We start from the raw sequence: 24,550 nt of genomic DNA on the forward strand, positions 1-24,550 counted from the left end.
CAAGAGTGCTTCTTAAAGACAAAGAACCTCTTTTTTTGTATCCATATGTCCTCAATGAGACCTGTTCATCCTAATTTATGTGCCAAAATTGCTTCTATGGTGTTTATTGAAGACAATGGAACTTCATTTGTTAAACCGAATGTCCTCAAGAGTGCTTATTAAAGACATTTGACCTCTTTTATTGTATCCAAATGTCCTCAATAAAAAAGCATGCCTCGCAGGGCATGCTTTTCTTAAACCTCTATCATTTTAATTCTTTGGCCTGGCCTTATATAGGAGAGCAGCGGGATATCCTCCTCTATTACTCTTCCGATCACATTTACCCGCTCGTCTGCAGGCAGCGGGTTTAGTACTACTTGCACTTCACCGCGATAGCGCCCATATAAATCATTATCCATTGTAATGGTTCCTCTTGAACGGGCAACGGTGTTTGCAGGTGAAACCGGTTCTGTTCTTCTTGTGTCCATTAGCCGCAAGACATCTCTGGCAAAGTCAGGTCTCAGGCTGAATTCACCGCTCACAAGCCCTTCAACTCTTATTGCAATTGTTTTCGTTTGTTCAAATTCCATTATCTTTTGTAAAAGTGACCCGCTAACTTCGGGATCCCCTATATAAACATCTTCTATTCCGCACTGGTACAATTCCAATGCAGCCAAAAACGGATCTAAATTCCGGTGATTTTCAAGTGTTGGCAGCCCTTCGTAAAGAGGGCCCCTCTTCTCACCATCTCCAGGAACATAGGCAGCAACAGGGATTCCCAACTTTTGAAATAAAGCGTTCTGCTCCCTAAAAAATTGCTCATCCAGACCGGTTTCCGGACGCGGGTAAAAATTATGCCAGGCTATAACCTGTTCTGGCTCAAGTCCTAAAGCCAAAAGCGCATTTAGATCATCTTCAAATAAAATACTGGCATTAACAGCTATTTTAAACTCTTTTGAAAGCTGGATAATCGTACCAGATTGAAAGAAATCATCCAGGCGAAGCCCGCCCACTCCGAGGTTTTTTAATTCGTTTAAATTTTCTAGGCCAAGATGGGATGGTGTGCGGTAGGATACATCCGCATACACCTCAATCCCCTCTTCCTTTGCCTTTTGCAGCAGCTTTTTCGCCCTATCTGCAAGGTCTCCCGATTCTTCCGGGATGTGAAGCGAGGTAAAAGCCCGCTTCACACCCTGTTTACCGGCTGTTTCCAGCCGGGACTCCGCAAGTGGATCGTTCAAATAGAAGGAAATACCGATCAATCAAATTCACCAGCCATCTCGTCTTTAAAACCAAATAAATAAGTAAACAGGAAGCCTGCTGCATAAGCGATGATTACACCAAGAAGATAGATTAATACTTTTCCGGTAATCACAAGGAAGGCAAGCGGTAAACCAGAAACCCCAATCGCCAGAGTGGACACATTGAAGGCTGCCTGGAAAGCTCCACCTACTCCTGCTCCTAAGCAGGCTGTTAAAAATGGACGGCCGAGCGGCAGAGTAACACCGAAGATTAAGGGTTCGCCAATTCCTAAAATTCCAGATGGAAGGGCTCCGCCAATGGCTCTTCTTAAACGTTTCTTTTTAGTTTTAAAATAAATGGCAAATGCTGCTCCTACTTGCCCTGCGCCACCCATAGCAAGAATCGGCAGAAGAGGGTCATTGCCAAGCTTATTAATAAGTTCAAGGTGTATTGGTGTTAAACCTTGGTGCAAGCCTGTAACGACGAGCGGCAGGAAAGTAGCGCCCAATACAAAGCCAGCCACCACTCCGCCAACGTGTAATACGGAAGTAAGTCCCTGTGTAATCGCGTCTGAAACCCAACCGCCAATTGGCATGAAAACAAGATAAGTAATAATTCCGGTAATTAATAATGCAATAGTCGGCGTTAAAATAATATCAAGCGATTGTGGAACATATTTACGTATACGCTTTTCAACATAAGCGATAAAAATGGCGGCCAGTAAAACTCCAATCAATCCGCCTCGGCCAGGAAGCAGTTCAGTGCCAAACAGCTTAATGCCGGCTGCAGCAGGGTTGATGATCAGGATTCCTGCCAGTGCTCCAAGTGCAGGAGAACCTCCAAACTCTTTCGCTGCGTTCATACCTACTAGAATCCCAAGATAACCAAACAGCGCTCCGCCAATAAGGTTTAGTACCACAGCAGTAGTGGAAGTAGCTGACAGCCATCCTGCCTGAACAATGGCTTTTGTAATTCCTGTAATTAGTCCGGAAGCAACCAGTGCCGGGATTAATGGAATAAAGATACTTGAAATTTTACGAAGGAAAAGCTTAAAAGGTGTAGCATTCTTTCTATTGATCTCAGCTTTATTGGCTGAAGCCCGGTCCTTCAGATTAATTTCACCTACGATTCTTCCAAATTCATCTGTTACTTTATTCACCTTGCCAGGGCCAAGAATAATTTGATAAGTCTCTTCTTCAACCAGCCCTATAACTCCATCAGTTTTCTTGATTGCTTCTTTATTAACGAGTGAATCATCGTAAACTTTAACACGAAGCCTTGTCATGCAATTTGTAAAATCGGCGATATTTCCCGAACCACCCAATTCCTTGAGAAGCTTCTCCGCGAGCAGTTTATTTTCTCCAGCCATCATATTTCCCCCATTCCTATTCTGTTCCCTCTCATAATGCGAATCCGTGAATCATTCCCTTTGCCGGTATGAATAGTTGACCGAAAGATAAACGCATTTTTCCGGGCATCACCTCCAAAAATGAATCGATAGTTATTTCCCCTCTTTTAAAAAGCGGATCGCTTCCCTGGTTCGATCAATATGGTCGACAGTTTCTGTGTACTGTTCCGTTGCCATCGCCAAAAATAAAATATCAATCATATAGAGCTGGGCAAGGCGTGACGATGTTGCTGCACTGCGAAATGGAGCTTCCTGTGAGTAGGAAGTGTACATTTTAATATCTGCAAGAGAGGAAACGGGTGAATGCCCATACTTAGTCAAACTGATGGTTTTTACACCATTCTTTTTGGCAAGTGCCATAATTTGTACAACTTCAGGGGTTTCACCAGAATGCGATATTCCAAAAACAACATCATCCTTTTTGGCATTTGCGATTAACGTAGCGACAAGATGCGTATCCGAAAAAGCGGTTGACCCTTTATTGATACGAAGAAACTTTTGCTGTGCATCCTGTGCGATTATATTAGAGGCTCCAATTCCAAAGAAATGGACGCTGCTGGCATTCAAAAGTGTTTGAACTGCCCTTTCAGTCTCTTCGTAATTAATCATTTCCTCTGAATCTCGAATGCTTTGGATACTGTTGCTTGTTGTTTTTTGTACAATCGAGAAGAATGGTTCACCCGGTTCTATATCGCGGTATCCTTGTTCCACCGGCTTTACCAGATCTCCGGCAATTCGAACCTTTAGATCTTGGAACCCATTGAGACCCAGCGATTTGCAAAGCCTGATGACTGCTGCTCCGCTGGTATTGGCATGGTTCCCTAAATCATTTACAGTACTGTTTACAATGGTTCTAGGGTTTTCGAGAATATATTGCGCAATTTTACGCTCGGAGGTCGGAAGCTGCTCGAGCATATTTTGAATCATTTTTAAACCGCCTGTTGCCACAACACACTACCACCTTTAAATTCCTTCAACTTCGGCTTTTTCAATCGCAGCCCGGACATAACCATCGGCCTGCTCTAAAAGCTCCATTGCTTTATGTTTTGTTACATTTGCCATTATCATCACTATTGCGGACTTAACATGAAGATCAGATTCTTCTAGTGCCGCCAATGCCTTTTCATAAGAGGCACCAGAAATTTTTCGTATGATAGATATAGCCCTCTCCTTCAGCTTTTGATTGCTAACATGGACATCAACCATTAAGTTCTCATATGCTTTGCCTATTAAAATCATAGAAGAGGTGGAAATCATATTTAAAATCATTTTATGGGCGGTCGCAGCCTTCAGGCGAGTCGATCCTGTTAAAACCTCCGGCCCTGTTATTACTTCAATGCTATGATCAGCCTCTCTGCTGATTGCGGCATTTTTATTGCAGGAAAGGGCGATTGTTCTTGCACCCATTCTTCGCGCATATTTTAAAGCACCAATGACATACGGAGTCCTGCCGCTTGCTGCAATTCCAATAACCGTATCATGACTAGTTAATCCAATGTCTTTTAAATCCTGCTCTCCAAGCTCAGGACTGTCTTCCGCACCTTCAACCGCTTTAATAAAAGCTCTTTCACCGCCAGCGATAAGTCCCTGTACCATTTTTGAATCAGTACTGAAGGTTGGCGGACATTCCACTGCATCAAGAACACCGAGGCGACCGCTGGTTCCCGCTCCCATATAGATGAGCCTGCCGCCGTTTTGAAACGAATGAAGGACATATTGTACAGCTGCCTCCACATCCGGGAGAACCTCCTGAACGGCTAATGCCACCTTTAGATCCTCTTCATTCATAATGCGAAGAATCTCACCTGGGGACATACGGTCCATATTCATGGAGTTTTCGTTTCGTATTTCTGTTGTTAATAATTGCAGATTTTCACCCATATCTTTGTATCCTCCGGTTTACTGCTTCATCTTTGAAAGCGTTTTCTTATTGATTTTATTATAAGATGGTTAAAATATAAATTCAATATATTAATGAAAAGTATGAAATTATTTTTTAAAACTATTTTAAAAAAGCAAATAATCCTGAATTGCTTTTCCGGCCCCTCCTTCATTATTTGTTAAAGTGACAGCATCAGCATGACGCTTGACTTCATCTGGAGCGTTCCCCATGGCAATTCCAAGGCCCGCCATCTCCAGCATGAACATATCATTGAAGTTATCACCGATAGCTGCTGTTTGGGATAATGGTATACCAAGATGTTCAGCCACTTTCCCTAACGAGGCGGCTTTTGTTATTCCAGACGGGGAGATTTCCAGATTCAAATAATTAAGGCTGCTGCTTATTTCAAAGTGATCATATTCCTGTGCAATTTTTTCTGAAAAATCCCTTAAAGAACCACCTTCATTAAAAACGGCAATCTTGGTGATGTTTGGCTGATTCTCCCTAATATAGCCCCGGAGATTTTCAACCAGTTTTACCTGGCATTTTTCTCTATAGCGGTCACAGAGTTCCTTTCTCCCTCCTATGTTTTTTAATTCTGGTATATTATTTTCAATCCAGTTTAAATTCCATTTTGCTTTCTCAGAGACAAGCAGGTTGTCTCCCTCATAAAATTGAGCATAAACTCCTTCTTCCTGGCAAGCATCCAGAAAGGATAAAAGCGCTTCGTTTTGGAATGGATATTGCTCCAATACCTTTCCTTCTTCATCTAGGATGACTGCGCCATTATAGGCAATAATCGGTTCATTCTTTAGGCCAATCGTTTCCGCAATCCATTTAGTCGACAAAGGGGAACGGCCGCTGCTGATGACCACTCTTCCTCCTCTGGAGCGAAATTCATGGATCGCTTCAATCGTTTTGCTGTCTATTTCTTTATCTTCATTTAGTAGGGTTCCATCTAAATCTGTTGCCAATAAGGAATATTTCATCGCTGCACCCCTTCGTAAATATTTTTCAAAATAATTGTACTTTTTATAAAATTATATTTCAACAACAGTTAGATTTATTCCTTCTTTTAAAAATAGACTCGCTTTCCGCGGGCAAGCAAGCTACTGCCTGTAAATAACTTCGTGATAAGCATCTTTGTTATGCTACTTGCAGCATTGCGACGAGCTGAAGGCTCACTTCTTCGAATATTCTATGGCGCAGGAGCACGCCTCCTCGGTCGTAAAAGACCTGCGGGGTCACGGCCTGGCCTGCTTTTCCCGCTGGACATTGAATTAGCATCTTTGAGTCAACCCACGCACGAAGAAAAGCGAATGCATTTTCGAGGAGTCTCGTGTCCTTCCTCTACAATCAACATAGATAAAATCAAAACTGTTCATTAACACAGCCAAAAGAAAAAAACAGTGAGATGACTATCATCTCACTGCTTTTTTGGAATTTAAATTAATATAAAAGATACTTTTCCCGTGTTTCCATGAATTTGTTGAGGTCCTGCTGCCAGGCTGCTTCCATTTCCTCGACTGATTTTCCCTGTTCGATGTCGGAGCGGATTGATCCGTTTCCAACTAGATTATCAAAGTAGGAAATTCCATTGCTTCCTGGAGTTCGGAATTGGAATTGTCCAGGATACATATCATGAATGGTTTTCACAATATATAGGCCAGTTTCAAAAGGCTTAAAGGAGTTTCGGTCGGTTACATGAATTTGCACTCCATGTGCCAGCTGATTCGTAAATTTAGAGAAGGTCGGAATAAAGGATGAATCTCTGAATTTTACACCAGGCAAATGATATGAGTTTAACTTATCTGCAAGGGCAGACCCATCAATAAAAGGTGCGCCAATTAATTCAAATGGTCTTGTCGTTCCTCTTCCCTCGGAAACATTTGTACCTTCAATCAAACAGGCACCCGGATAAACAAGGGCTGTATCCAAAGTCGGCATGTTTGGTGATGGCATGATAAACTGCAGCGATGTATCATCATAATACATATTGCGTTTCCAGCCATCCATTTTCACTACGGTTAAATCGGCTCCAATGCCAAATTCTTTATTGAATAGCTCCGCAAGCTCCCCTACTGTCATACCGTGGCGGACAGGAATAGGGAATTCTCCAACAAAGGAGGAATACTTATCTTCTAGAACTGGCCCTTCCACCTTGGTGCCGCTGATTGGATTTGGGCGGTCGAGAACAATGATAGGAATATTATTTTCTTTTGCCGCTTCCATCGCCAGTGCCATTGTATAGATGTAGGTGTAATAACGTGTGCCAACATCCTGAATGTCGAATAAAAGAACATCCACGTCCTTCAGCATTTCTGGGGTAGGCTTTTTGGTGCTGCCGTACAAGCTGTATACAGGGAGGCCGGTTTTTTCGTCCGTATATTTTTCAACATACTGCCCCGCCTGAGCACTCCCGCGTACACCATGCTCCGGTCCATACAATGCGGTAAGCTTTACGTTTGGATTTTTGTGAAGCAGATCAACAATACTGTCAAGATTTTGATCTACCCCGGTTGGATTGGTGATCAGGCCAACACGTTTGCCCTTAATCAAATCCAGCTTATCTTGTAATAAAACCTCGATACCTAAGCGGAACTTTTCTTTCTTTTTTACCTTATCATTTTTGGCAATCGCCGCTGAAAAGGTTGAGAGGGCTAGGACTACAACGAGCAATCCGGCAATCCATTTTTTCATATAAATGCCTCCTTTTCGTTTTTAATAGGATAGTCCGTGGCCAAATCCATACAAAACATCTCCAGTTTGATTAAAAATCGTAATCGGCAGCTTTCCAACTGGATTGTTCTGGCCAAAAATCGTATTGGCTGCGGCTTCAAAGCTGGCATTGGAAAATCCATACTGTGTCAGATAAGCATTAACATTTGGATAGGACATGATATCATACGGATTTCTTATTGCTACCGCAATGACTGGCACCCCGGATTGAGAGATTAATTGGTTAGCTAAAAGCATTTGAGAGCTTCCCGGCGCTCTTCCTGAAACAGATGAAGTATAGGTTCCGAGAATGATATATTTTGCATTCTTGACCTGGTCCATCTGCTGAGATGTTAGCGGTTTTGATGTATCAATAAAAATGGTGTTGGCATGATGCTTTTTAACCTGCGAATAAAGCCGGTCAACATAATAACCGCTGTATCCTACAACCGCTATTTTATCACCCTCTGCTGTATTAACTGGAAGGACTTCATTATTTTTTACAAGAGTAATAGATTTAGAAGCAGCTTCCTTCTCAACCTGCTTATGTTCTTCTGAACCAACTACCTGAATGGCGTTGCCCACCTTGCTTTCAATGCTTGTGTCTGATTCAGGCTTGACGATTCCCCTTTGGAGTTTTAAAGTCAGAATCCTTTCGTCGGACTGCTCAATCCGTTCAACCGGAATATCTCCGCTTTTCACTTCATTATAAAGACCATTTGCTACTTCGCTTATTCCAACCGGCATTAATACGATATCCGTACCCGCTTTAACCGCACGAATGGCAGCATCCACAGGTCCAAAATGGTCACTGATTGCCTGCATATTCATCGCATCTGTAATGATAACTCCTTTAAAACCCATGGACTCCCTCATTAGGCCGGTTAATACCTTATGGGAAAGGGTTGCAGGAATGGAAATCTCTGTACCATCCTTTTTAGAGATTGCTTTGCTGTCATCGATTTTAGGGAAAGTAACATGAGCTGTCATAATCGCATCGATGCCTGCATCCATCGCCTGCTGGAAAGGATATAATTCTATTTTTTTCAAGCGGTCAAGATCATAGGGCACTTCAGGCAGGCCTAAGTGAGAGTCAACGGCAGTATCTCCGTGTCCTGGAAAGTGTTTGCCAGTTGCTGCCGTCCCGCTTTCCTGCAGACCCTTGATATAGGCTTTGCCCAGCTTCGCCACAAGTTCCGGATCTCCGCCAAAGGAACGGACTCCAATTACCGGATTATCAGGGTTAATATTTACGTCAAGGTCTGGCGCAAGGTCCATATTAATTCCTAAAGCTTTTAATTCTTCTCCAATGGCTTTGCCTACTTTTTCGGTCACCTCTTCGGACCTGGTTGCTCCAAGAGCCATATTCCCTGGCATATCTGTTCCGGATTGCAAACGTGTAACAATTCCTCCCTCCTGGTCAATGGCGGTCACCAGACTGAACTTATCTGCAGCCTGCTGATAAGAATCTATAAGCCTAGCTGTCTGTTCTGTTGTTACGACATTTTCCCTAAAAAGAATAACACCACCAAGATGGTAATCCTTCACAAGCTGAGCGATTTCAGGATTCATCTCGGTAACATTCTTCCCTTTCCAGGTGCGGAAATCGGGCATCAGCATTTGGCCAACCTTTTCCTCAATTGTCATATGCTTAATAGCATTTCCAATGAGGTCATAGCGATCACCTTCCTCTTTTTGAAGGAGCACTTGATCTTGATTTCCTTTATATTGAATGGAAATTCGATCGCTGTAGCTGCCATCATTGACATATATAAATGTTTTGCCGGTATGTCCTGTCAGGGTTACCTCACCGTTTTCGTCTACTGAGGCAACATTTTTGTTCGATGAGCTCCACTTAATATTTTGGAAAGCCTGCATAAATTGGCCATCGCTATTAACATGAAGGGCGTTCAAGTCAATTTGATTATTTTTTACTTCCCTCGTAACCTGCGGAACATTTAAATCAATAACGAGATCATTAGCACCCCCGGTTTCTGCTTTGGCGGTCGACATCCCTATCATGGGATTTTGAGTAGCCATCAGCCCTAAGGCTAGAACGGGAACTGTAAGTTTTTTCAGCATTTTACCCATATTTATTCCTCCTCCGAAAAGTTTAATAGTTTCTTAACTGCCAATCATTTTTGTAAAAATCAAGTGGAGATTGATCATCCAATTGCGGATTTTGAATGTACCAGCCCCTGCCGTTAACGGAGGAATCGGTTTTATAAACAAACCGTAGTTTCGCTGCTTCCTTTGGAATGGTGAGCTCTTTCTTTTCCCAGCCGCTGCTATTGCCAGTAAACTGTTCAAGCGGCTGCCATGAACCCTCTTTAAATATCTCAATATCACCATAATCCGAGCCGTTCTCCAGGCTGTACCAGGTTGAGAATCTAAGAGTGGAGTCCTGCTTTAAATTCAAATCGGTCTCCATTGTTTTGTTCAGACGATCACCATAACCTGCAAACCATGCAGGTTCTTTAGAAGGCATCGTAACAGGAATTGAATCGGCCACCTGCCTTGCAACTAATCTTCTCGTTTGATTAGTTGAAGCAGTATTACGAGATGGATGAACCCGATTGGTAAGAAGAATGGCAATCGTTTTATTCAGCTGGCTAACAACAATGGAAGTTCCCGTATAACCGGTATGGCCAAAGGTTCCCCCATCAGATAATGCATCCATATACCAGCCCTGGTTCAATTCCCAGCCCAGCCCATGGTCATCACCAGGGAAGCCTTTATTTTGATTTTCAAGCAGCAGCTTCACTGTTTCAGGCTGAAGAACGGTTTTTCCAGCGTACCTTCCCTCATTTAAAAAGATATTGGCAAACTTGGCTAAATCCTCTGCCGTTGAAAATACACCAGCATGTCCTGCCACACCATCCAATGACCATGCATTTTCATCATGGACTTGTCCCCAAACCATTCCTCGGTTGGGAGTTGTTTGGTATTCTGTCGCCGCAATTCTGTTTTTCAAAGATGCTGGCGGGTTATACATTGTATCCTTCATCCCTAAAGGACCAGTGATATGTTCCTTAACGAATTCGTCCTCTCTCTCACCTGACAGCCGTTCCACCAATGCCCCCAGGGTGATCATATTCAGATCGCTGTAGGTGTACGTTGAACCCGGAGAATTTGTTAACCTCTGTTTAAATACAATTTGGAGGCGATCCTCTCTGGAAGTTCCCTGTGTGTATAACGGAATCCAGGCAGGGAAACCGGAAGTATGAGTGAGAAGCTGCCTAATAGTTACGTTTTCTTTTCCATTTTGGGCGAACTCAGGTATATAGTTTGCTACAGGATCATCGAGACCAAATAACCCTTTTTCAAAGAGCATCATCACCGCAGTGGAGGTAAAGAGCTTACTAATAGATGCTAAATCGAAAATGGTATCCTTCTGCATCGTGATTGGGTCTGCCATTTCCGTAAAGGATCCGTCTGAGTATTTTGCGGAGTATCCATAGGCGTCCTCTTTTACAATCTTTCCTCCACGGGCTACCAGTACGACGGCCCCTGGCATGACACGATCGGTGATCGCCTGGTTTAGAATACCATCAATTTTTTGCAGAGGTGCTTCTACCATGCCTGCTCCTCTTGCAGAGCCAGGGTGAAGTACGCTCGTAACGGGGATTTTATCCGAGTTCCAGGTGAATATCGGATGCGGAGGCGGTGCTGTGGGGGATGCATGTTTTTCCTGTTTTTCAATCGAAGGAATAGGAGCGGTCCCGCTTTCAGCCAGGACACTGCTTGTTCCTAAACACACAGAACAAACTGCGGCAACAAGGTAAGCTTTCTTTTTCATGATGTCCTCCTTTTTTTTACAGAGTTAGAAAATATGTAAACGTATACAATTTAAGGGTATAAAAATAGGTGTTAGCCGTCCATGCCAAATAAGGCCTATTAATCTATTAAAAGTGGATATATATGGGTATAATGGGGGGTGATTTTGGAAGGAATTTTTAAAACGCGTTTCAGTTTTCGTTTTAAAAAAGAAAACGCAAATGCCCGTTTAGCGATGCAACTGCCTGAATTACCTCATTTTGGATTCCTTATCATTCAGCTCGCGTATAGCGCACTGCGGATTTCCTCTTCGAAGATTTCAATAATTATTTTGCACCAAGTACGACCTTATGATGATACTTGGTGCAGCTAGTTTCCCCTACGATAAGTCAACACCGAAATGATTTAGATTACATTTCGGTTCATCTAATTCCTTGCGGCTTTTAGCGGTAAGAAAAGAGGGCAGCTTTTCGGTTTGAAAAGAGATACATTGTCTCCCGCATTAACCTTGTGATAGAAATTGGCTGGCAGCTGAAGAGTCCTGCCATCCTTCAGTTTTATCCAATATTCCGTATTAAGCTCATAACTGCTTAAGGTATTTGCTACAACATGATTCTCAAATTTCCCCTGCACAACTCCAGATACCTCTTCTGTTTTTTCTTCAGCATTCATCCCAGTGGCAAATCCATAGCAGGCTAAAGCCAATAACAACACCAAAAGGACATACGAAATAGATTGAATTATTTTTTTCATAGGCCTCACTCCTGTCCCTCCTAGAGTGGACCAAACTTTATCATTTAAAACTAAACTTCAAAGAAAAAGCGGCTCCGAATTTACCGGGGCCGCGCGACTATTCCGTTATGAACTTTAATGAAGCCGTGCCTGAGGATATCAAATCCACCCTCATATACATAGAGACCCATTTGGCGAATATCCATAAGTTCTCTATACGTGTGATTCATTACATCCGCCATGATCATATAAAAAAGTCGTGACTTCAATTGATGCCTTGGCGTTGTCATGATCGCGTATCCGTCGGGCTTTAAAAACTTTCGATGCCAGTCCATAACCTCATGTTTGTATTCATCAGGGAAATGCTCAAGCAAACCCACACTAAGAACAATATCGAACTCCTTACCAAACGGAAGGTTGCGAATATCATCCACGACATAATGGATATTCATATCATCTTTATGACAAACTCTTGGCTGATTGGTCGCCCGGTTAATCCCCAGGAAGGGGTAGCTTTCAGGGAAAAGTCCAAATCTGTCTGTCTTACAGAATTCATCATAATCAACCATAACCACTTCTCCCCCAGGATACATAGCATGCAGCTGCATGGCTTCATACCCTTCGGCCGCTCCCATGAAAAGTATCCGTGGCTTATCTATGTCCAGCCCTTTAAAAAGAGCCCTTTTTCCCCGCGGATCCCAGACTCCGTCTTCAATCCGATGAGCATAATTCCATAAAGACAGTCGCACCGTTTCACCAAGTGCCTTTTTCACATCACTCATTTGAAATCTTGAAAAGTATTTTTTCAAATTCTGCTTCGATTGTGTCAGTTCTCCTGGAACATCCTTAACAAACCAATCATGAAAGGAACGATTAAAAAACTCCCACGAGGTTTTCACTGACATATCGCCATGATCCTTTTCCCATTCGCGTTTTGATTTTGCGACGGTCTTCACTTCATATGGCTTGCCAACGTCCTTCCAGCTCAGCTGGGACCAATCAGAAACCATATTGGCATTTATAAATTGATCAATATCATCGTTCGAAGGATTCCTTAAGTCTATCCGGTAATTTGGCTTAAGCTCCGTCCAGCCAAAATTTTCTTCCGAATAGCGGATTTGATCTCGATTTTCCGGCACCATTTCAATCATAACTTAACCCTCCTGTTTAAGCGTGATCTGTTTTTTCAAGTTCCTGCTTCAATTTTCCGAGCAAAATCAGACGATACATTCTAAAATCAGCCCGAAGCGACCAAACGGGATGACCAAAGGTTGCTGGTTTATTTCCTTCGATAAAAAAATGGCTGATCCACGCTAAGGCATAGGCTGTTACTGGTGCCAGAATCAGGAGCCAATAATTTTGAGTATACAAGGTTAAGAGAATAAAGATAAAGACAAAGCTTGTTCCGACAAAGTGCCATGCCCTGGTGGATGGCTTGCTATGCTGTGTTAAATAAAAAGGCCAAAATTCCTCATAGCTTTTAAAATTCATTCTGCCACTCTCCTAATTAAAAACAAGATATTCCTATGTTTATATAAAATATTCAACAAGCCGGTCTGTAATCCTTTTTAAAAATTCAGAATTTATTCCCCTAGAAAAATTCCATATGTCCTTTCTCCTGGCGGTAATAATCCAGCCGGTCCTCCAATGTTCCAGTGTGGAATTCAAATTTATGGCCATCCGGGTCGGTAAAATAAATGGACTTCTTATCCTTTTCATCACGAGGTCGCCCTTCAAGAATAGTAACGTTTAAATCTGTTAGTTTTTTATAAAAAGCTTCAACATCTTTATCATCGATTGAAAAGGCGATATGAGTGTAAGACATATTGATTTCATTTCTGGGAATGTCCTTTTCTTCATTAAGAGCAAGCCACATACCGTTCAAATCAAAATAAGCGGTTGTTATTCCTTTTACTAAAAGCTTTGCATCAAATACCTTCTCATAAAATTCAATCGAACCTTCCAGATTTGAAACCGAAAAAAGAAAATGATTTAAGCCTTTTATTTTCATAGAATCCCTCCTTTTGGTAAATTATACAATTTCCTAACGCTAATTTATAATAAAAGTAAAAACGAGGGTGAGAGAATTGAAGAAGGCTTTGGTAATTGGGGGTACAGGGATGCTGGCAGAGGTTTCATTATGGCTTTCGTCCGAGGGCTTTCAAGTTCATGTATTAGCAAGAAACAAACAAAAGATGGATCAATTAATCCAAAAGGTTGATTCTGGCTATATTTCACCTATATTCACAGATTATAAGAATGAGTCGGAACTGAAGAAAGAAATGACTAAGCTGGACGGCATAGAACTTGTAGTTGCATGGATTCACTCAGATGCACCGATGGCTTTAAATACTATCTTGCAGGAATTATCCCCTAAAACAGAACAGTTCCAAGTATTTCAGGTGGTGGGCAGCCGTACCGATCTGGAAGGTTTAAAAAATTCATTAAATCTTCCTCAAAACGTGAAGTATCATCAAATTAAGCTGGGGTTTGTGATTGAGAACGGCGGGTCACGCTGGCTTATAAATAAAGAAATATCAAGCGGAGTGATCGAAGCAATTAAATCAAATGATGATGTTAAAATTGTTGGAACAGTTGAACCATGGGAAAAGCGGCCAAACTAGCAACCCTGAAAAATGATTAAAAAAGATAAAATACAAAGAAAATAGCTTGAAGAGTCTTCCACAATTAGAGGTCTTTTATAAGATCATCATCATAAAAATGTTCCCAGGAAAATGAGGAACAAAGAACATTTTTGCTGAGGCTGTCGATGAACCATGGACAGCCTTTTATAAATGAAAAGTCATTTTTTTGCCCTTATCTAGTGTTTTAAAGCCATCGCTTTTTATACCAAGTGGTGGACAAACATCATCGTGCCTTCGTTCGAAAATGGACTAAAAAATTTAATGCACCAGCTGGTTTCGTACTTGTGATTGCGCTTTTGAAAATATCCCCCATTTTTACGAGGTAGTAAGAGCTTTAATTTCATTCAGATCATCAATTTTAATTGAATCAAAAATTGTATTAATTTTTAAATCTATGCGTTTGTCCTGTACGGAAAATTTCCTTCAACATACGTTATATCATGATAAGTTTAATAAACTTTCATGTTTTATATAATTATAAGGAGTGATTTCTGTGGGATACTCAGCTTTAGAGGTACAAGAAGCTGTACGGGAAGGTGAAAAACAAGGATTAAGGGATTTTATGTATCAAGAACCAAGGGGTCAACGTTCAAGTAGCCGCAGCGCAAGTCGAAGGTCAAGTCGAAGAGTAAATCGGAGTTCAAGCCGGAGTTCAAGTAGGAGTTCAAGTAGGAGTTCAAGCCGGAGTTCAAGTAGGAGTGTAAGCCGGAGTTCAAGCCGGAGTTCAAGTCGTCGTTCTCGTAGTCGTTCACGTCGTTCAAGACGTCGTTCACGTTTATTGATAGTGTTTAGGTCACTGAGAAGTAATTCCAGACGACGTTCACGCCAAAGCTCAAACCGTCGTTCGAGGAGACGTCGTTCGAATCGTCGTTCGAGCCGCAGTTCCAACCGTCGTTCACGTAGTGCAAATCGTCGTTCTTCGAGCCGGAGTTTCAACCGTCGTTCTCGCAGTGCAAATCGTCGTTCTTCGAGACGTAGTTCCAGACGCAGCTCAAGACGCAGCTCAAGACGCAGCTCTTGATGTAGTTTGAACCTTCACTCCTGACATCATTCATTTGAAACGGATGCCGTCTCACACGACATGTGGATTCCCATCTCTTTACTAATTTGCTTTAAAACCATCAAGGGATCAAACATGCAGGGGAAATTAGTCAAAGAGTATAATGCGAAAAATCAATGATGATCAAGAGGCTCTGATTTTATCATTATATAGAACGATGTATCATTAGGTGCTATTGTTACAGCTCATGGTATAGTAGTCCTTCCACGTTTGGTGCTGGTGTAAAGCATCCACTCATAACCATAATCAAAATTTACAATACAGGTAAAATGATTGAACGTTTCCCAGCAGTTCATAAACATCAAGCTAAACGTGCAGTTGCAGTTGCAGAGTGAGTTAATATTCGAATCAATAAAAAGAATGATTCAATTCATGAGAATAATTTATATATATGAAACCCGTCAAAAATAGTTTGGCGGGTTCTCGTGTTAAGAAATTTTTTATTAACATAAAGTGCAACAGGAATAATGCGCTGTCATATAATTCCTTTTCTGCTTAATTATTCAGAACTTCACGAAGCTCTTCCGTCATTTGTTCTACTAATTCTGGACGTCCATGAAACTGGGCAGGAGTGTTTTGAAACAGCTGAATTTTCCAGTCATTATTCTCTTTAACCACAATAAGGGTATGGTGAGTATTTACTTTTGGATTAATTTCTGACTGGCCCGGCGGAACCATTCCTGCAATCGCCCTTAGCATCGCCGTTTCAGTTCCCAATGAACGAACGCTTCTCACCTTGCTGACAAAGCTGGCTGTTTGGTGATGTTCAAAAATAGGATGAAGGTGAGAAAAAATTTCTTCGCTTCCGTTAATCTGGCTTCCATCAAAACCAATCATTTCTCCATCTGTAGAGAATAGCTGTGCCATATCCTGTGCACTTTTATTGTTCCATGCTTCTAATAAATTGTGATAAATGGCTGTTATAGAAGACTCCAACATGTTCATCATTCCCTTCAAATAAGTAAGTTCATTATAATTAGAAAACACGGAGATTTCCAGGCCTTGGGGTGAAGGCAAAGATGTGATGTACTCGTCATGCTCAAAACGGCACGTTTCCAAAAAGCGATTCTTTTTTTTGTGTTCGTTGTTATAACTGACGAAGGTTTCCTGATTCTGTGCCTATCGCCTTAATGAAACTTCCTGTTTGTCGTGCATTCAGAATTTATCCTTTTAATAAATTCTTCTACCTCAAAAAGGACCGGACAATTCCGGTCCTTCCTTTCGTTCTATATTTCTACTTTAATGCTTCTGCCCTCTTTATCTGTAAAGCCGCCTGTAAGTATCCGGATTAAATCGATTAGGGCCCAAATTCCGAAGCCTCCAAAAGTGAATATCATCAGGATTCCGGTACCAATTTTTCCTACATAGAAACGGTGGAGTCCAATGTTTCCTAAAAAGAAGCAAAGTAAAAAAGCGATTAACTGACGATTGTTCATGTTTTCCCCCTAATGTTTAACATCCTTTTAAGAATATCGTGAAAATAAACCCTTTTCTATTTACTTTTTATATAAATCACTAACAGTTTTGATTGGTCCCGCCAAAGGCAATACAATACCCATCCGGATCAGCAATCGCAAACTCTTTCCATGGCCCTGCGGTCTCATCGATCCAAGGTTCAACTACTACTTCTACTTCATTTTCTTTAAACTCTCTGTAAAGCTGATCTAATGCTGTCCAATTTTCAACATAGCATTAAACATCCGGAACCGGACTGTTATATCCCTTTGCTTTATTATTTGGACACACATCTTCCCCTGTGTTTGCCTTAAGCAATTTAATCCCAAGCCCCGTAAATCCATCTCTTATTACCCACCACTCCGTTACTTCACAGCCTAACTTTTCACGATAGAATTTTTGGGATCTTCCTAGATTGGAAACTAGTAATACAGTTAACGAGCTATGTATTTGTTTATTTTTCATATTCATTCCCCCGCCTTAATATATTCCCTTAATCCTCTAAAACACCTTTTTTCATGGAAAAAATTTACTTTTTGGTATTTACAAATTTCTTCCACTGTTTTATTATTTAGTTAAATACTTAAATACTTTAGGAGGGCATATGAACGAAACCTTTAAAGCCCTGTCCGACCCAACTCGAAGAAAAATTCTTGACTTGTTAAAGGAAAGTGATTTAACGGCAGGGGAAATTTCAGGCCACTTTAATATGTCAAAGCCGAGCATTTCTCAGCATTTGAAGATTTTAAAAAATGCGGGCCTTGTACAGGACGTAAAAAAAGGGCAATTCGTTGTTTACTCATTAAATACTACCATATTCCAGGATATCATCAGCTGGGCGTTTAACTTCACGGACGATCAAAAAGAAAATAAAAGGGGTTAATCACGTGAAAAAACATTTGATTACAATCATACTTATGGCGGCCGCTCTCATTATTTGGCTTATTGCTTTCCCGAAGCTTTCAGCTCAAATTCCCATTCACTGGGACATTAGGGGAGAACCGAATGAATATACTTCAAAATTAAATGCTATGCTTATTTCCCTATCTACGATGGTAATTCCTTATTTAATGTTGGCTTATGTACCAAAAATTGATCCCAAAAAAGAAAACTATGGTTATTTTTCTAAGAGCTTTACCATCATCAATATTTCCTTATCTCTCGTATTTTTCGCGTTAAATCTAATCATTATTGCAAACGGTTTAGGCTACACAGTCTTTTCCGGGAATTTTGTTCTTATTCTAATTGGAATCCTGTTTATAATTTTGGGGAATTACATGCCTCAGATAAAAACTAATTATTTTATGGGAATAAAAACTCCATGGGCGCTTAACGACGAAAATAACTGGAGAAAGACTCATAGATTTGGAGGGAAAACTTTTATCCTTTCCGGCTTTCTGTTTATTTTTGCATCTTTTATGCCCGCTAGTGTATCAGAAATATTGTTGCCGATTATACTGGTTATTTTATTTCTGCCAATCGGCTACTCTTATTGGATTTTTCGAAAGCAATTTTGATCTTTGCTCACAGCGCCCGCTTTCCTCTCCAATCAATATAGTCGGGAATCAACATTATTCTTTAACGCTGCCAAATAAAAAGATGGGGTTTTCCCCATCTTTTTATTATTTCAATTCCGTTTGCTGCTTGTCCGTAACCTTCCCGTTTTTGAAAGTGATCCTTGCATTCGCCCCGACGGTACCTTCGCCCTTATACTTGTAAACTTCCGTTTTTTGATCCCCGTCTCCAGACTGATCCTGCAATTTACCCTTTCCTCCCACAAGCTGGTCTACTTCTTCCTTGCTCATTCCGTTTTTGATTTGATCAAACTCTGCTTTGGTTATGCTGTTCTTTTCATTCTTCTTTGCTTCCTTCTTTGATACTGTATTGGATGAATCGGTTGTGTTTGGCTGATTTGTAGTGTTTGCCGTTCCTCCTTTACTGCATCCGGCCATCATAGCTACCACAACCGCAATGGCCATAATTGCTACAAACTTAAACATTTTGTTCATAATACATGCTCCTTTTCTATTTATTTATGGAACTTGGCTCTTTTTTTTCTTCCCTTTTATACAATCGGAAAATTTTTATCTGGATATATTCCCAGATTAACTCTTTTCCTTTATTACTGCTTATAAGTAATCGTTTTCAAAAAGCGAATGATGATGTAATTTTTATTAAGATTGTTCGTATTATTCGAAAAAAGGGTTGATTAAACTCTTTTAGGCAGATATAATGGCAATAAATTAATAAAGTTTCACTCATATAATCGCAGGGATATGGCCTGCAAGTTTCTACCGGAATGCCGTTAACGTTCCGACTATGAGTGGGTAGTGGGAATGGTTTATTTTTTAATACCATCTATTCCTATACCTTTCGGACAAAGAGCCCAAAGGTCATTGCCTCACTCATTTTGATGTGAACAATGACTTTTGGGCTTTTATTTTTAAAAGGGGGAACCAACTTGAAATTACTAGAAGAAAGAATTAATACTGATGGAAATGTTTTAAATGAAAATGTTCTAAAAGTAGACTCCTTCTTAAATCATCAGATTGATCCTCAACTGATGAATGAGATCGGAAAAGAGTTTTCCAGGCTTTTTCAAAAGGATTCGATTACGAAAATTGTAACCATTGAATCGTCAGGGATTGCCCCTGCTGTAATGACTGGTTTACATATGAACGTCCCTGTTGTTTTTGCCAGAAAAAGAAAATCAGCTACCCTTATAGACGATTTACTTACAGCAAAAGTACATTCGTTTACAAAAAATGAAACTCATGATCTTTCCATCTCTAAACAATACATTACAGAAAACGACCGGGTGCTCATTATTGATGACTTTCTTGCAAACGGCCAGGCTTCTCTGGCATTGGTTAAGATGGCAGAACAAGCGAACGCCGTGGTTACGGGAATCGGGATTGTTATCGAAAAATCATTTCAGCCAGGAGCTGATTTGCTTAAGCAGGAAGGTTACAGGGTTGAATCATTAGCAAGAATATCTTCTTTATCAAATGGTGAAGTAAAATTTTTAAACCAAGAAGCGGAGGAGTTAATCAAATGAAGCAACAGCCTTTAAAAATTGCCTCTTTAGGCATTCAGCATGTGTTAGCCATGTATGCCGGTGCAGTTATTGTCCCTTTAATCGTTGGTGGAGCACTGAAATTCTCTGGAGAACAATTAACCTACTTAGTATCCATTGATATTTTAATGTGCGGCCTGGTTACCCTTCTGCAGGTTTGGCAAAACCGTTTCTTCGGCATAGGATTGCCGATTGTACTAGGCTGTACTTTTACTGCAGTTGGCCCCATCATCGCGATTGGCGGACAATATGGCCTTTCAGCTGTTTATGGCTCCATCCTCATTTCAGGCTTAATGGTCCTTCTCATTTCGCAATTTTTTGGAAAGCTGATAAAGTTCTTTCCTCCTGTTGTTACTGGCTCAGTTGTCACAGTAATTGGCATAACACTTATCCCTGTTGCCATGAACAATATAGCTGGCGGCCAAGGAAGTCCGGATTTCGGCAGTATTTCCAATATCAGCCTGGCTTTCGGAACTCTTCTTTTTATTATTTTGCTTTACCGTTTTACAAAAGGTTTTATCCGTTCTATCTCCGTTTTATTAGGATTAGTTGCTGGAACTCTTGCAGCTTCACTAATGGGTAAAGTCAATTTTACCGCAGTAGCTGATGCTTCATGGTTCCATATGGTTCGTCCATTCTATTTTTCTACCCCATCCTTTGAATTAACACCGATTATTACCATGACGCTGGTTGCCATTGTAAGTTTAGTAGAATCTACTGGAGTCTACTTCGCTCTAAGTGATATCACTGGTAAAAAATTAACGGAAAAAGATTTATCAAAAGGATATCGTGCCGAAGGTCTTGCCATTATTCTGGGTGCAGTATTTAATTCATTCCCTTATACTACATTTTCACAAAACGTTGGTCTCGTACAGCTTTCAGGTGTAAAAACAAAAAATGTCATTTACACAATGGGCGGAATTCTAATTGCTCTTGGATTTGTTCCTAAAATCGGTGCTTTAACAACTGTTATTCCTACTCCTGTTCTTGGAGGCGCAATGGTAGCCATGTTTGGAATGGTTATCGCCTATGGAATTAAAATGTTAAGCAATGTAGAGTTTGCATCCCAGGAGAACCTATTAATTATCGCTTGTTCTGTTGGTATGGGGCTTGGTGTTACCGCGGTTCCCGATCTATTCGCTCATCTGCCGGAGAGCGTAAAGATTCTTACGAATAATGGGATTGTAGCAGGCAGCTTTACTGCTATTTTCTTAAACATTATTTTCAATGTGATAAAGCCTGCAAAAAAGTCTGCTGCTAAGACAGAGAGCCAGGCGGCTGCGTGATTCATTGAAAAGCAAGAGAGGCTTGCCGATTTGGCAAGCCTCTTTTATCATTCTAAGCTTCTAAATTTTCTTTAAGGAATTGGAGAAGTTCTTCTGCTGAAACCAGCGCTTCCCCTCCTCCCTGGGCAAAAGTTTCATTTCCTCCGCCTTTACCATTGATAAGCGGGAATGCCGCAGCTGCCCATTCTTTCATAATTCCTTCTGCATTTTTGCCTTTCGCGCAGACAAACTGAAGCTTTCCATCATTTTCTGCGACTAAAATAATCCTTGAATCTTCATTTAATGAGACCATGATTTTAGCAAGCTTTTGAAGCTCCTGAATGGGACGGTTGGCAAATAGCTCCGCCACCTGTCCATCATTCTCTGATAATAACTCCGCCCCTTCATATTGAAGAAGGGATTCTTTCGCTGCCTCTAATTCCTTTTCAAGTGTCTTTGTGCCGGTCAAAATCCTGTTTATGGCTGCAGCCATATTTTCTTCTGACGCATTCAGCAAAGGACTTAATTCAGTCAGGACTTTATGTTTCTGAGAAAGTTGCTTTCTCACACGGTTTCCGCAAACAAAACGTACCCGGGTATTCTTTTTTTGCTTCTCCCAATCCAGGATCTTAATTGCGGCCACTTCCCCAGTAGAACGGGGATGCGTTCCGCCACAGCCGTTATAATCGTAATCAGGTATTATGACCAGTCTGATATCTTCTGTAACTTTTAAGGCTTTTCGGAGTGTATACTGTGAAAGCTCATCTTCACTTACCCATTTCGTTTCAATTGGACGGTTTTCAAGGATAATCTGATTTGCCAGCTCCTCCGCCCTCCATGCGTCTTCTTCGGGAAGCTGTTCAATATTCAGGTCGATGGTAAGGTATTCTTTCCCGAGATGGAAGCTGACCGTTTTATAACCAAACGTGTTATCAAAAGCTGCGGAGAGGATATGCTGTCCTGAATGCTGCTGCATATGGTCAAAGCGGTGCTCCCAATCAATTTCTCCCTGTATGTCGATTCCTCTTTCCAAAGTTCCACTGACATAATGACGGATTTCTCCATCTTTTTCTTCCACACTTCCAACTGAAACTCCGTTTAAAGTACCGATATCATAAGGCTGTCCACCCCCTGTTGGGTAAAAAGCGGTTTCTTCCAAAACAACATACTGGCCGTCTTCATCCTGACCCGATTTGATGATTTTGGAGGTGAAGTTTGTCCTATACGCATCCTCGTAATATATTTTATTTTTCAACGTTTGACACTCCTAATTATGTAGTGCTTTTATTTTACCATTTTAAAAATAAGAAAACCCGGTAGATGCCGGATGGCTGGGACAAAAAAGAATGCAGCTCAAACAGAAATTGGCGGAAGTGACTTTCCCGTTTCCAGCCAGGTTTTTAAATTGCTCAAGATGGCCGGCCAGCCGTTGTTAAGCCCTTCGAAGGTATCCTCCTTTTCGGAAAGGTCCCCCGGCACCAGATCCTCATGCTTTAAACATAATTCACTGCGATTCAATCATTTTGAAAGTATAACTTATGGCTGCACTCGTACATTTTGGACACTCACATAATTCCATGGAAACGAAATTAAACGATTGGTTTCACATTGAAAAGTGAGTCCGTGTCCAGTGTGAAACAAGGAATGGAACCAGTTTGAGAATGTTCTTAATGGTATCGAAGTATCTTATGCGAGAAACATAGCGATTGGGACCATTTTAAGACTTAGCTCGCTTGGTGTCCGGGTTCCAGACAATTATTCGGTCAATGGCTTTGATGGTGTAAAAAATGCCCGACTTATTTGGGCGATTTTTTCACATAATCTTCATTTTTCTACTTTTCAAAATGCGAGTATGATGGAATAGAAAGGACGTGGAATATGATATTTAAAGCCCGTACACCGTCAGAGTTATTAAGAGTTCTTAAATTGTTAAACATGCGCATGAAACTGTCATCTGAAGACGAAAAATATTATTTAAATCTGGAAAAAGGATTTGAAGGTGAATTAAAGTTTGATTTATTAACAGGTGAGTTACAAAATGACTGCTTCATTTTAAACGACCTCCTGCTAGATGTTAATAACACCAGGTTTCAGATTGATACGGTGATTATTTTTCAGGAAACAGTTTATCTTTTTGAAGTTAAAAATTATGAAGGAGAATTTAGGTATGAAGATGGAAATTTGTATACAAGTTCTGGCAAGGAAATTAAAAATCCATTGGACCAGTTAAAACGAACCAAATCCATGTTCCGTCAACTCCTTCAAACCCTCGGATTTCATTATAATATTGATACTTATGTGATTTTCATTCATCCCGAATTCACCTTTTTTCAAGCCCCACAGGGCCCCCCATTTATTCTTCCTACACAACTCAACCGCTTCATGAAAAAATTAAACACTAAGTCTTCATACTTAAATAGTACACACAGGAAACTCGCAGATAAACTGCTTTCTCTTCATCTTGATGAATCCCTCTTCGCCCGTTTGCCAGTGTATGATTATCAGCAGCTCAAAAAAGGGATCTTTTGTCCAAAATGCAGTTCATTTTCTGTTTCCATTGATAGGTATCTAATAACATGTATAGAGTGTGGTTTTACAGAAATAGTTGAGACAACCGTTTTAGAAGCTGCGAAGGAATATAAGCTACTGTTTCCGGAGAGAAAAATAACAACAAATGAAATTTACGAGTGGTGCGGTAGGAGTTTTCACAAAAAGAGGATTAGTAGAATACTTGCGAAGAACTATAAAATTTACGGGTTAGGACAATGGGCTTTTTATCAGTAGAAGCAATAGCTAGTAAAGTGGTTATTGAAGACTTTGTTCTCCTCTTTTTATAGAAGTTTGTCCTCAAGAGGCCTTATTAAAGACATTTACCCACTCTTTTTCTATCTAATTGTCCTCAATAAGGCATATTACCGCCATTGCTTCCCAATTTTATTTGAAATTGAATCTATTAAAGACTTTGTTCTCCTCTTTTTATAGAAGTTTGTCCTCAAGAGGCCTTATTAAAGACATTTACCCACTCTTTTTCTATCTAATTGTCCTCAATAAGGCATATTACCGCCATTGCTTCCCAATTCTATTTGAAATTGAATCTATTAAAGACTTTGTACTCCTCTTTTTCTAGTTGTTTGTCCTCAAGAGGCCTTATTAAAGACATTTACCCATTCATGTTCTAACAGTTTGTCCTCAATAAGGCTTATTAACGACATTAAATCCTAATTATTTATGAATTTGAATCTATTAAAGACTTTGTACTCCTCTTTTTCTAGTTGTTTGTCCTCAAGAGGCCTTATTAAAGACATTTACCC

Annotated in this window: 24 protein-coding genes and 1 riboswitch; of the genes, 7 read left to right on the forward strand and 17 right to left on the reverse strand. The window is 40.7% G+C overall.

What is annotated here, in order from left to right; all coding sequences use genetic code 11:
• Nucleotides 1–233: 233 nt before the first annotated feature.
• The 12 genes from G8761_RS24695 to fosM all read right to left on the reverse strand — a co-directional run bounded on the left by G8761_RS24695 (nucleotide 234) and on the right by fosM (nucleotide 13,749).
• A complete protein-coding gene (locus tag G8761_RS24695; RefSeq protein WP_166030602.1) occupies nucleotides 234–1,241 on the reverse strand; it encodes a MupG family TIM beta-alpha barrel fold protein in 1,008 nt (335 codons plus the stop codon).
• Nucleotides 1,238–2,590, reverse strand: coding sequence for a PTS transporter subunit EIIC (locus tag G8761_RS24700; protein ID WP_166030603.1), 1,353 nt, complete (start codon nucleotides 2,588–2,590; stop codon nucleotides 1,238–1,240). Before G8761_RS24700 ends, G8761_RS24695 begins: the two co-directional genes overlap by 4 nt.
• Before the next feature lie 132 nt (nucleotides 2,591–2,722).
• Nucleotides 2,723–3,577, reverse strand: coding sequence for an SIS domain-containing protein (locus G8761_RS24705; RefSeq protein ID WP_166030604.1), 855 nt, complete (start codon nucleotides 3,575–3,577; stop codon nucleotides 2,723–2,725).
• Nucleotides 3,578–3,592: 15 nt separating this feature from the next.
• Entirely contained in the window at nucleotides 3,593–4,510 is a 918-nt protein-coding gene (gene murQ, locus G8761_RS24710; RefSeq protein ID WP_166030605.1) for an N-acetylmuramic acid 6-phosphate etherase, read from the reverse strand.
• 126 nt (nucleotides 4,511–4,636) lie between these two features.
• The gene (locus tag G8761_RS24715; protein ID WP_166030606.1) at nucleotides 4,637–5,500 is read right to left on the reverse strand and encodes an HAD family hydrolase; all 864 of its coding nucleotides are present in this window, start codon (nucleotides 5,498–5,500) and stop codon (nucleotides 4,637–4,639) included.
• 460 nt (nucleotides 5,501–5,960) lie between these two features.
• Nucleotides 5,961–7,211, reverse strand: a complete 1,251-nt coding sequence (locus G8761_RS24720) for an exo-beta-N-acetylmuramidase NamZ family protein (protein ID WP_166030607.1) — start codon at nucleotides 7,209–7,211, stop codon at nucleotides 5,961–5,963.
• A 21-nt stretch (nucleotides 7,212–7,232) separates the two neighbouring features.
• Nucleotides 7,233–9,320: a glycoside hydrolase family 3 N-terminal domain-containing protein gene (locus tag G8761_RS24725; RefSeq protein ID WP_166030608.1), complete on the reverse strand. Its 2,088-nt coding sequence runs from the start codon at nucleotides 9,318–9,320 to the stop codon at nucleotides 7,233–7,235.
• Nucleotides 9,321–9,342: 22 nt separating this feature from the next.
• A complete protein-coding gene (locus G8761_RS24730) occupies nucleotides 9,343–11,028 on the reverse strand; it encodes a serine hydrolase domain-containing protein (RefSeq protein ID WP_166030609.1) in 1,686 nt (561 codons plus the stop codon).
• Between the two features lie 404 nt (nucleotides 11,029–11,432).
• Nucleotides 11,433–11,759, reverse strand: a complete 327-nt coding sequence (locus G8761_RS24735; protein ID WP_166030610.1) for a hypothetical protein — start codon at nucleotides 11,757–11,759, stop codon at nucleotides 11,433–11,435.
• Nucleotides 11,760–11,839: 80 nt separating this feature from the next.
• Nucleotides 11,840–12,889 carry a class I SAM-dependent methyltransferase gene (locus G8761_RS24740; RefSeq protein ID WP_243450141.1) on the reverse strand — a complete coding sequence of 350 codons (1,050 nt, stop codon included), beginning with the start codon at nucleotides 12,887–12,889 and terminating at the stop codon, nucleotides 11,840–11,842.
• A 16-nt stretch (nucleotides 12,890–12,905) separates the two neighbouring features.
• Nucleotides 12,906–13,229 (reverse strand): Mpo1-like protein, encoded by a 324-nt coding sequence (locus G8761_RS24745; protein ID WP_166030611.1) that lies wholly within the window; start codon nucleotides 13,227–13,229, stop codon nucleotides 12,906–12,908.
• 100 nt (nucleotides 13,230–13,329) lie between these two features.
• Nucleotides 13,330–13,749: a FosM family fosfomycin resistance protein gene (gene fosM / locus G8761_RS24750; RefSeq protein ID WP_166030612.1), complete on the reverse strand. Its 420-nt coding sequence runs from the start codon at nucleotides 13,747–13,749 to the stop codon at nucleotides 13,330–13,332.
• Between the two features lie 76 nt (nucleotides 13,750–13,825).
• Between fosM and G8761_RS24755 the strand changes: the two genes are divergently transcribed.
• Together G8761_RS24755 and G8761_RS28195 are read left to right on the forward strand one after the other, a co-directional pair.
• Nucleotides 13,826–14,362: a Rossmann-fold NAD(P)-binding domain-containing protein gene (locus tag G8761_RS24755; RefSeq protein WP_166030613.1), complete on the forward strand. Its 537-nt coding sequence runs from the start codon at nucleotides 13,826–13,828 to the stop codon at nucleotides 14,360–14,362.
• A gap of 514 nt (nucleotides 14,363–14,876) precedes the next feature.
• On the forward strand, nucleotides 14,877–15,404 hold the full coding sequence (locus tag G8761_RS28195; protein WP_420800283.1) for a CotG/ExsB N-terminal domain-containing protein: 528 nt from the start codon (nucleotides 14,877–14,879) through the stop codon (nucleotides 15,402–15,404).
• Between the two features lie 534 nt (nucleotides 15,405–15,938).
• On the opposite strand, the gene G8761_RS24760 is transcribed toward G8761_RS28195, so the two are convergent.
• The 3 genes from G8761_RS24760 to G8761_RS27455 form a co-directional block, all read right to left on the reverse strand.
• Entirely contained in the window at nucleotides 15,939–16,391 is a 453-nt protein-coding gene (locus G8761_RS24760; RefSeq protein WP_166030614.1) for an SgcJ/EcaC family oxidoreductase, read from the reverse strand.
• Nucleotides 16,392–16,669: 278 nt separating this feature from the next.
• Nucleotides 16,670–16,879 (reverse strand): TM2 domain-containing protein, encoded by a 210-nt coding sequence (locus G8761_RS24765; RefSeq protein ID WP_166030615.1) that lies wholly within the window; start codon nucleotides 16,877–16,879, stop codon nucleotides 16,670–16,672.
• Nucleotides 16,880–17,135: 256 nt separating this feature from the next.
• Nucleotides 17,136–17,363 (reverse strand): VOC family protein, encoded by a 228-nt coding sequence (locus G8761_RS27455; RefSeq protein ID WP_243450142.1) that lies wholly within the window; start codon nucleotides 17,361–17,363, stop codon nucleotides 17,136–17,138.
• Between the two features lie 139 nt (nucleotides 17,364–17,502).
• On the opposite strand from G8761_RS27455, the gene G8761_RS24775 reads away from it, so the two are divergent.
• Together G8761_RS24775 and G8761_RS24780 are read left to right on the forward strand one after the other, a co-directional pair.
• Nucleotides 17,503–17,781, forward strand: coding sequence for an autorepressor SdpR family transcription factor (locus G8761_RS24775; protein WP_166030616.1), 279 nt, complete (start codon nucleotides 17,503–17,505; stop codon nucleotides 17,779–17,781).
• 4 nt (nucleotides 17,782–17,785) lie between these two features.
• Nucleotides 17,786–18,415, forward strand: coding sequence for an SdpI family protein (locus G8761_RS24780; protein ID WP_166030617.1), 630 nt, complete (start codon nucleotides 17,786–17,788; stop codon nucleotides 18,413–18,415).
• Between the two features lie 105 nt (nucleotides 18,416–18,520).
• On the opposite strand, the gene G8761_RS24785 is transcribed toward G8761_RS24780, so the two are convergent.
• Nucleotides 18,521–18,907, reverse strand: a complete 387-nt coding sequence (locus tag G8761_RS24785; RefSeq protein WP_166030618.1) for a DUF3862 domain-containing protein — start codon at nucleotides 18,905–18,907, stop codon at nucleotides 18,521–18,523.
• Between the two features lie 229 nt (nucleotides 18,908–19,136).
• Nucleotides 19,137–19,238: riboswitch (purine riboswitch) on the forward strand.
• Nucleotides 19,239–19,359: 121 nt separating this feature from the next.
• Between G8761_RS24785 and G8761_RS24790 the strand changes: the two genes are divergently transcribed.
• Nucleotides 19,360–19,956 (forward strand): xanthine phosphoribosyltransferase, encoded by a 597-nt coding sequence (locus G8761_RS24790; RefSeq protein ID WP_166030619.1) that lies wholly within the window; start codon nucleotides 19,360–19,362, stop codon nucleotides 19,954–19,956.
• Entirely contained in the window at nucleotides 19,953–21,260 is a 1,308-nt protein-coding gene (locus G8761_RS24795) for a nucleobase:cation symporter-2 family protein (protein ID WP_166030620.1), read from the forward strand. The genes G8761_RS24790 and G8761_RS24795 overlap by 4 nt, the downstream gene beginning before the upstream one ends.
• A gap of 52 nt (nucleotides 21,261–21,312) precedes the next feature.
• Here G8761_RS24795 and G8761_RS24800 read toward each other — a convergent pair whose 3' ends face one another.
• Nucleotides 21,313–22,494: an alanyl-tRNA editing protein gene (locus G8761_RS24800; RefSeq protein ID WP_166030621.1), complete on the reverse strand. Its 1,182-nt coding sequence runs from the start codon at nucleotides 22,492–22,494 to the stop codon at nucleotides 21,313–21,315.
• Nucleotides 22,495–23,117: 623 nt separating this feature from the next.
• Between G8761_RS24800 and G8761_RS24805 the strand changes: the two genes are divergently transcribed.
• Nucleotides 23,118–24,023, forward strand: a complete 906-nt coding sequence (locus G8761_RS24805) for a nuclease-related domain-containing protein (RefSeq protein ID WP_166030622.1) — start codon at nucleotides 23,118–23,120, stop codon at nucleotides 24,021–24,023.
• The last annotated feature ends 527 nt before the right edge of the window (nucleotides 24,024–24,550 follow it).

Source organism: Neobacillus terrae, assembly GCF_011393025.1.
Classification (GTDB): domain Bacteria; phylum Bacillota; class Bacilli; order Bacillales; family Cytobacillaceae; genus Neobacillus_A; species Neobacillus_A terrae.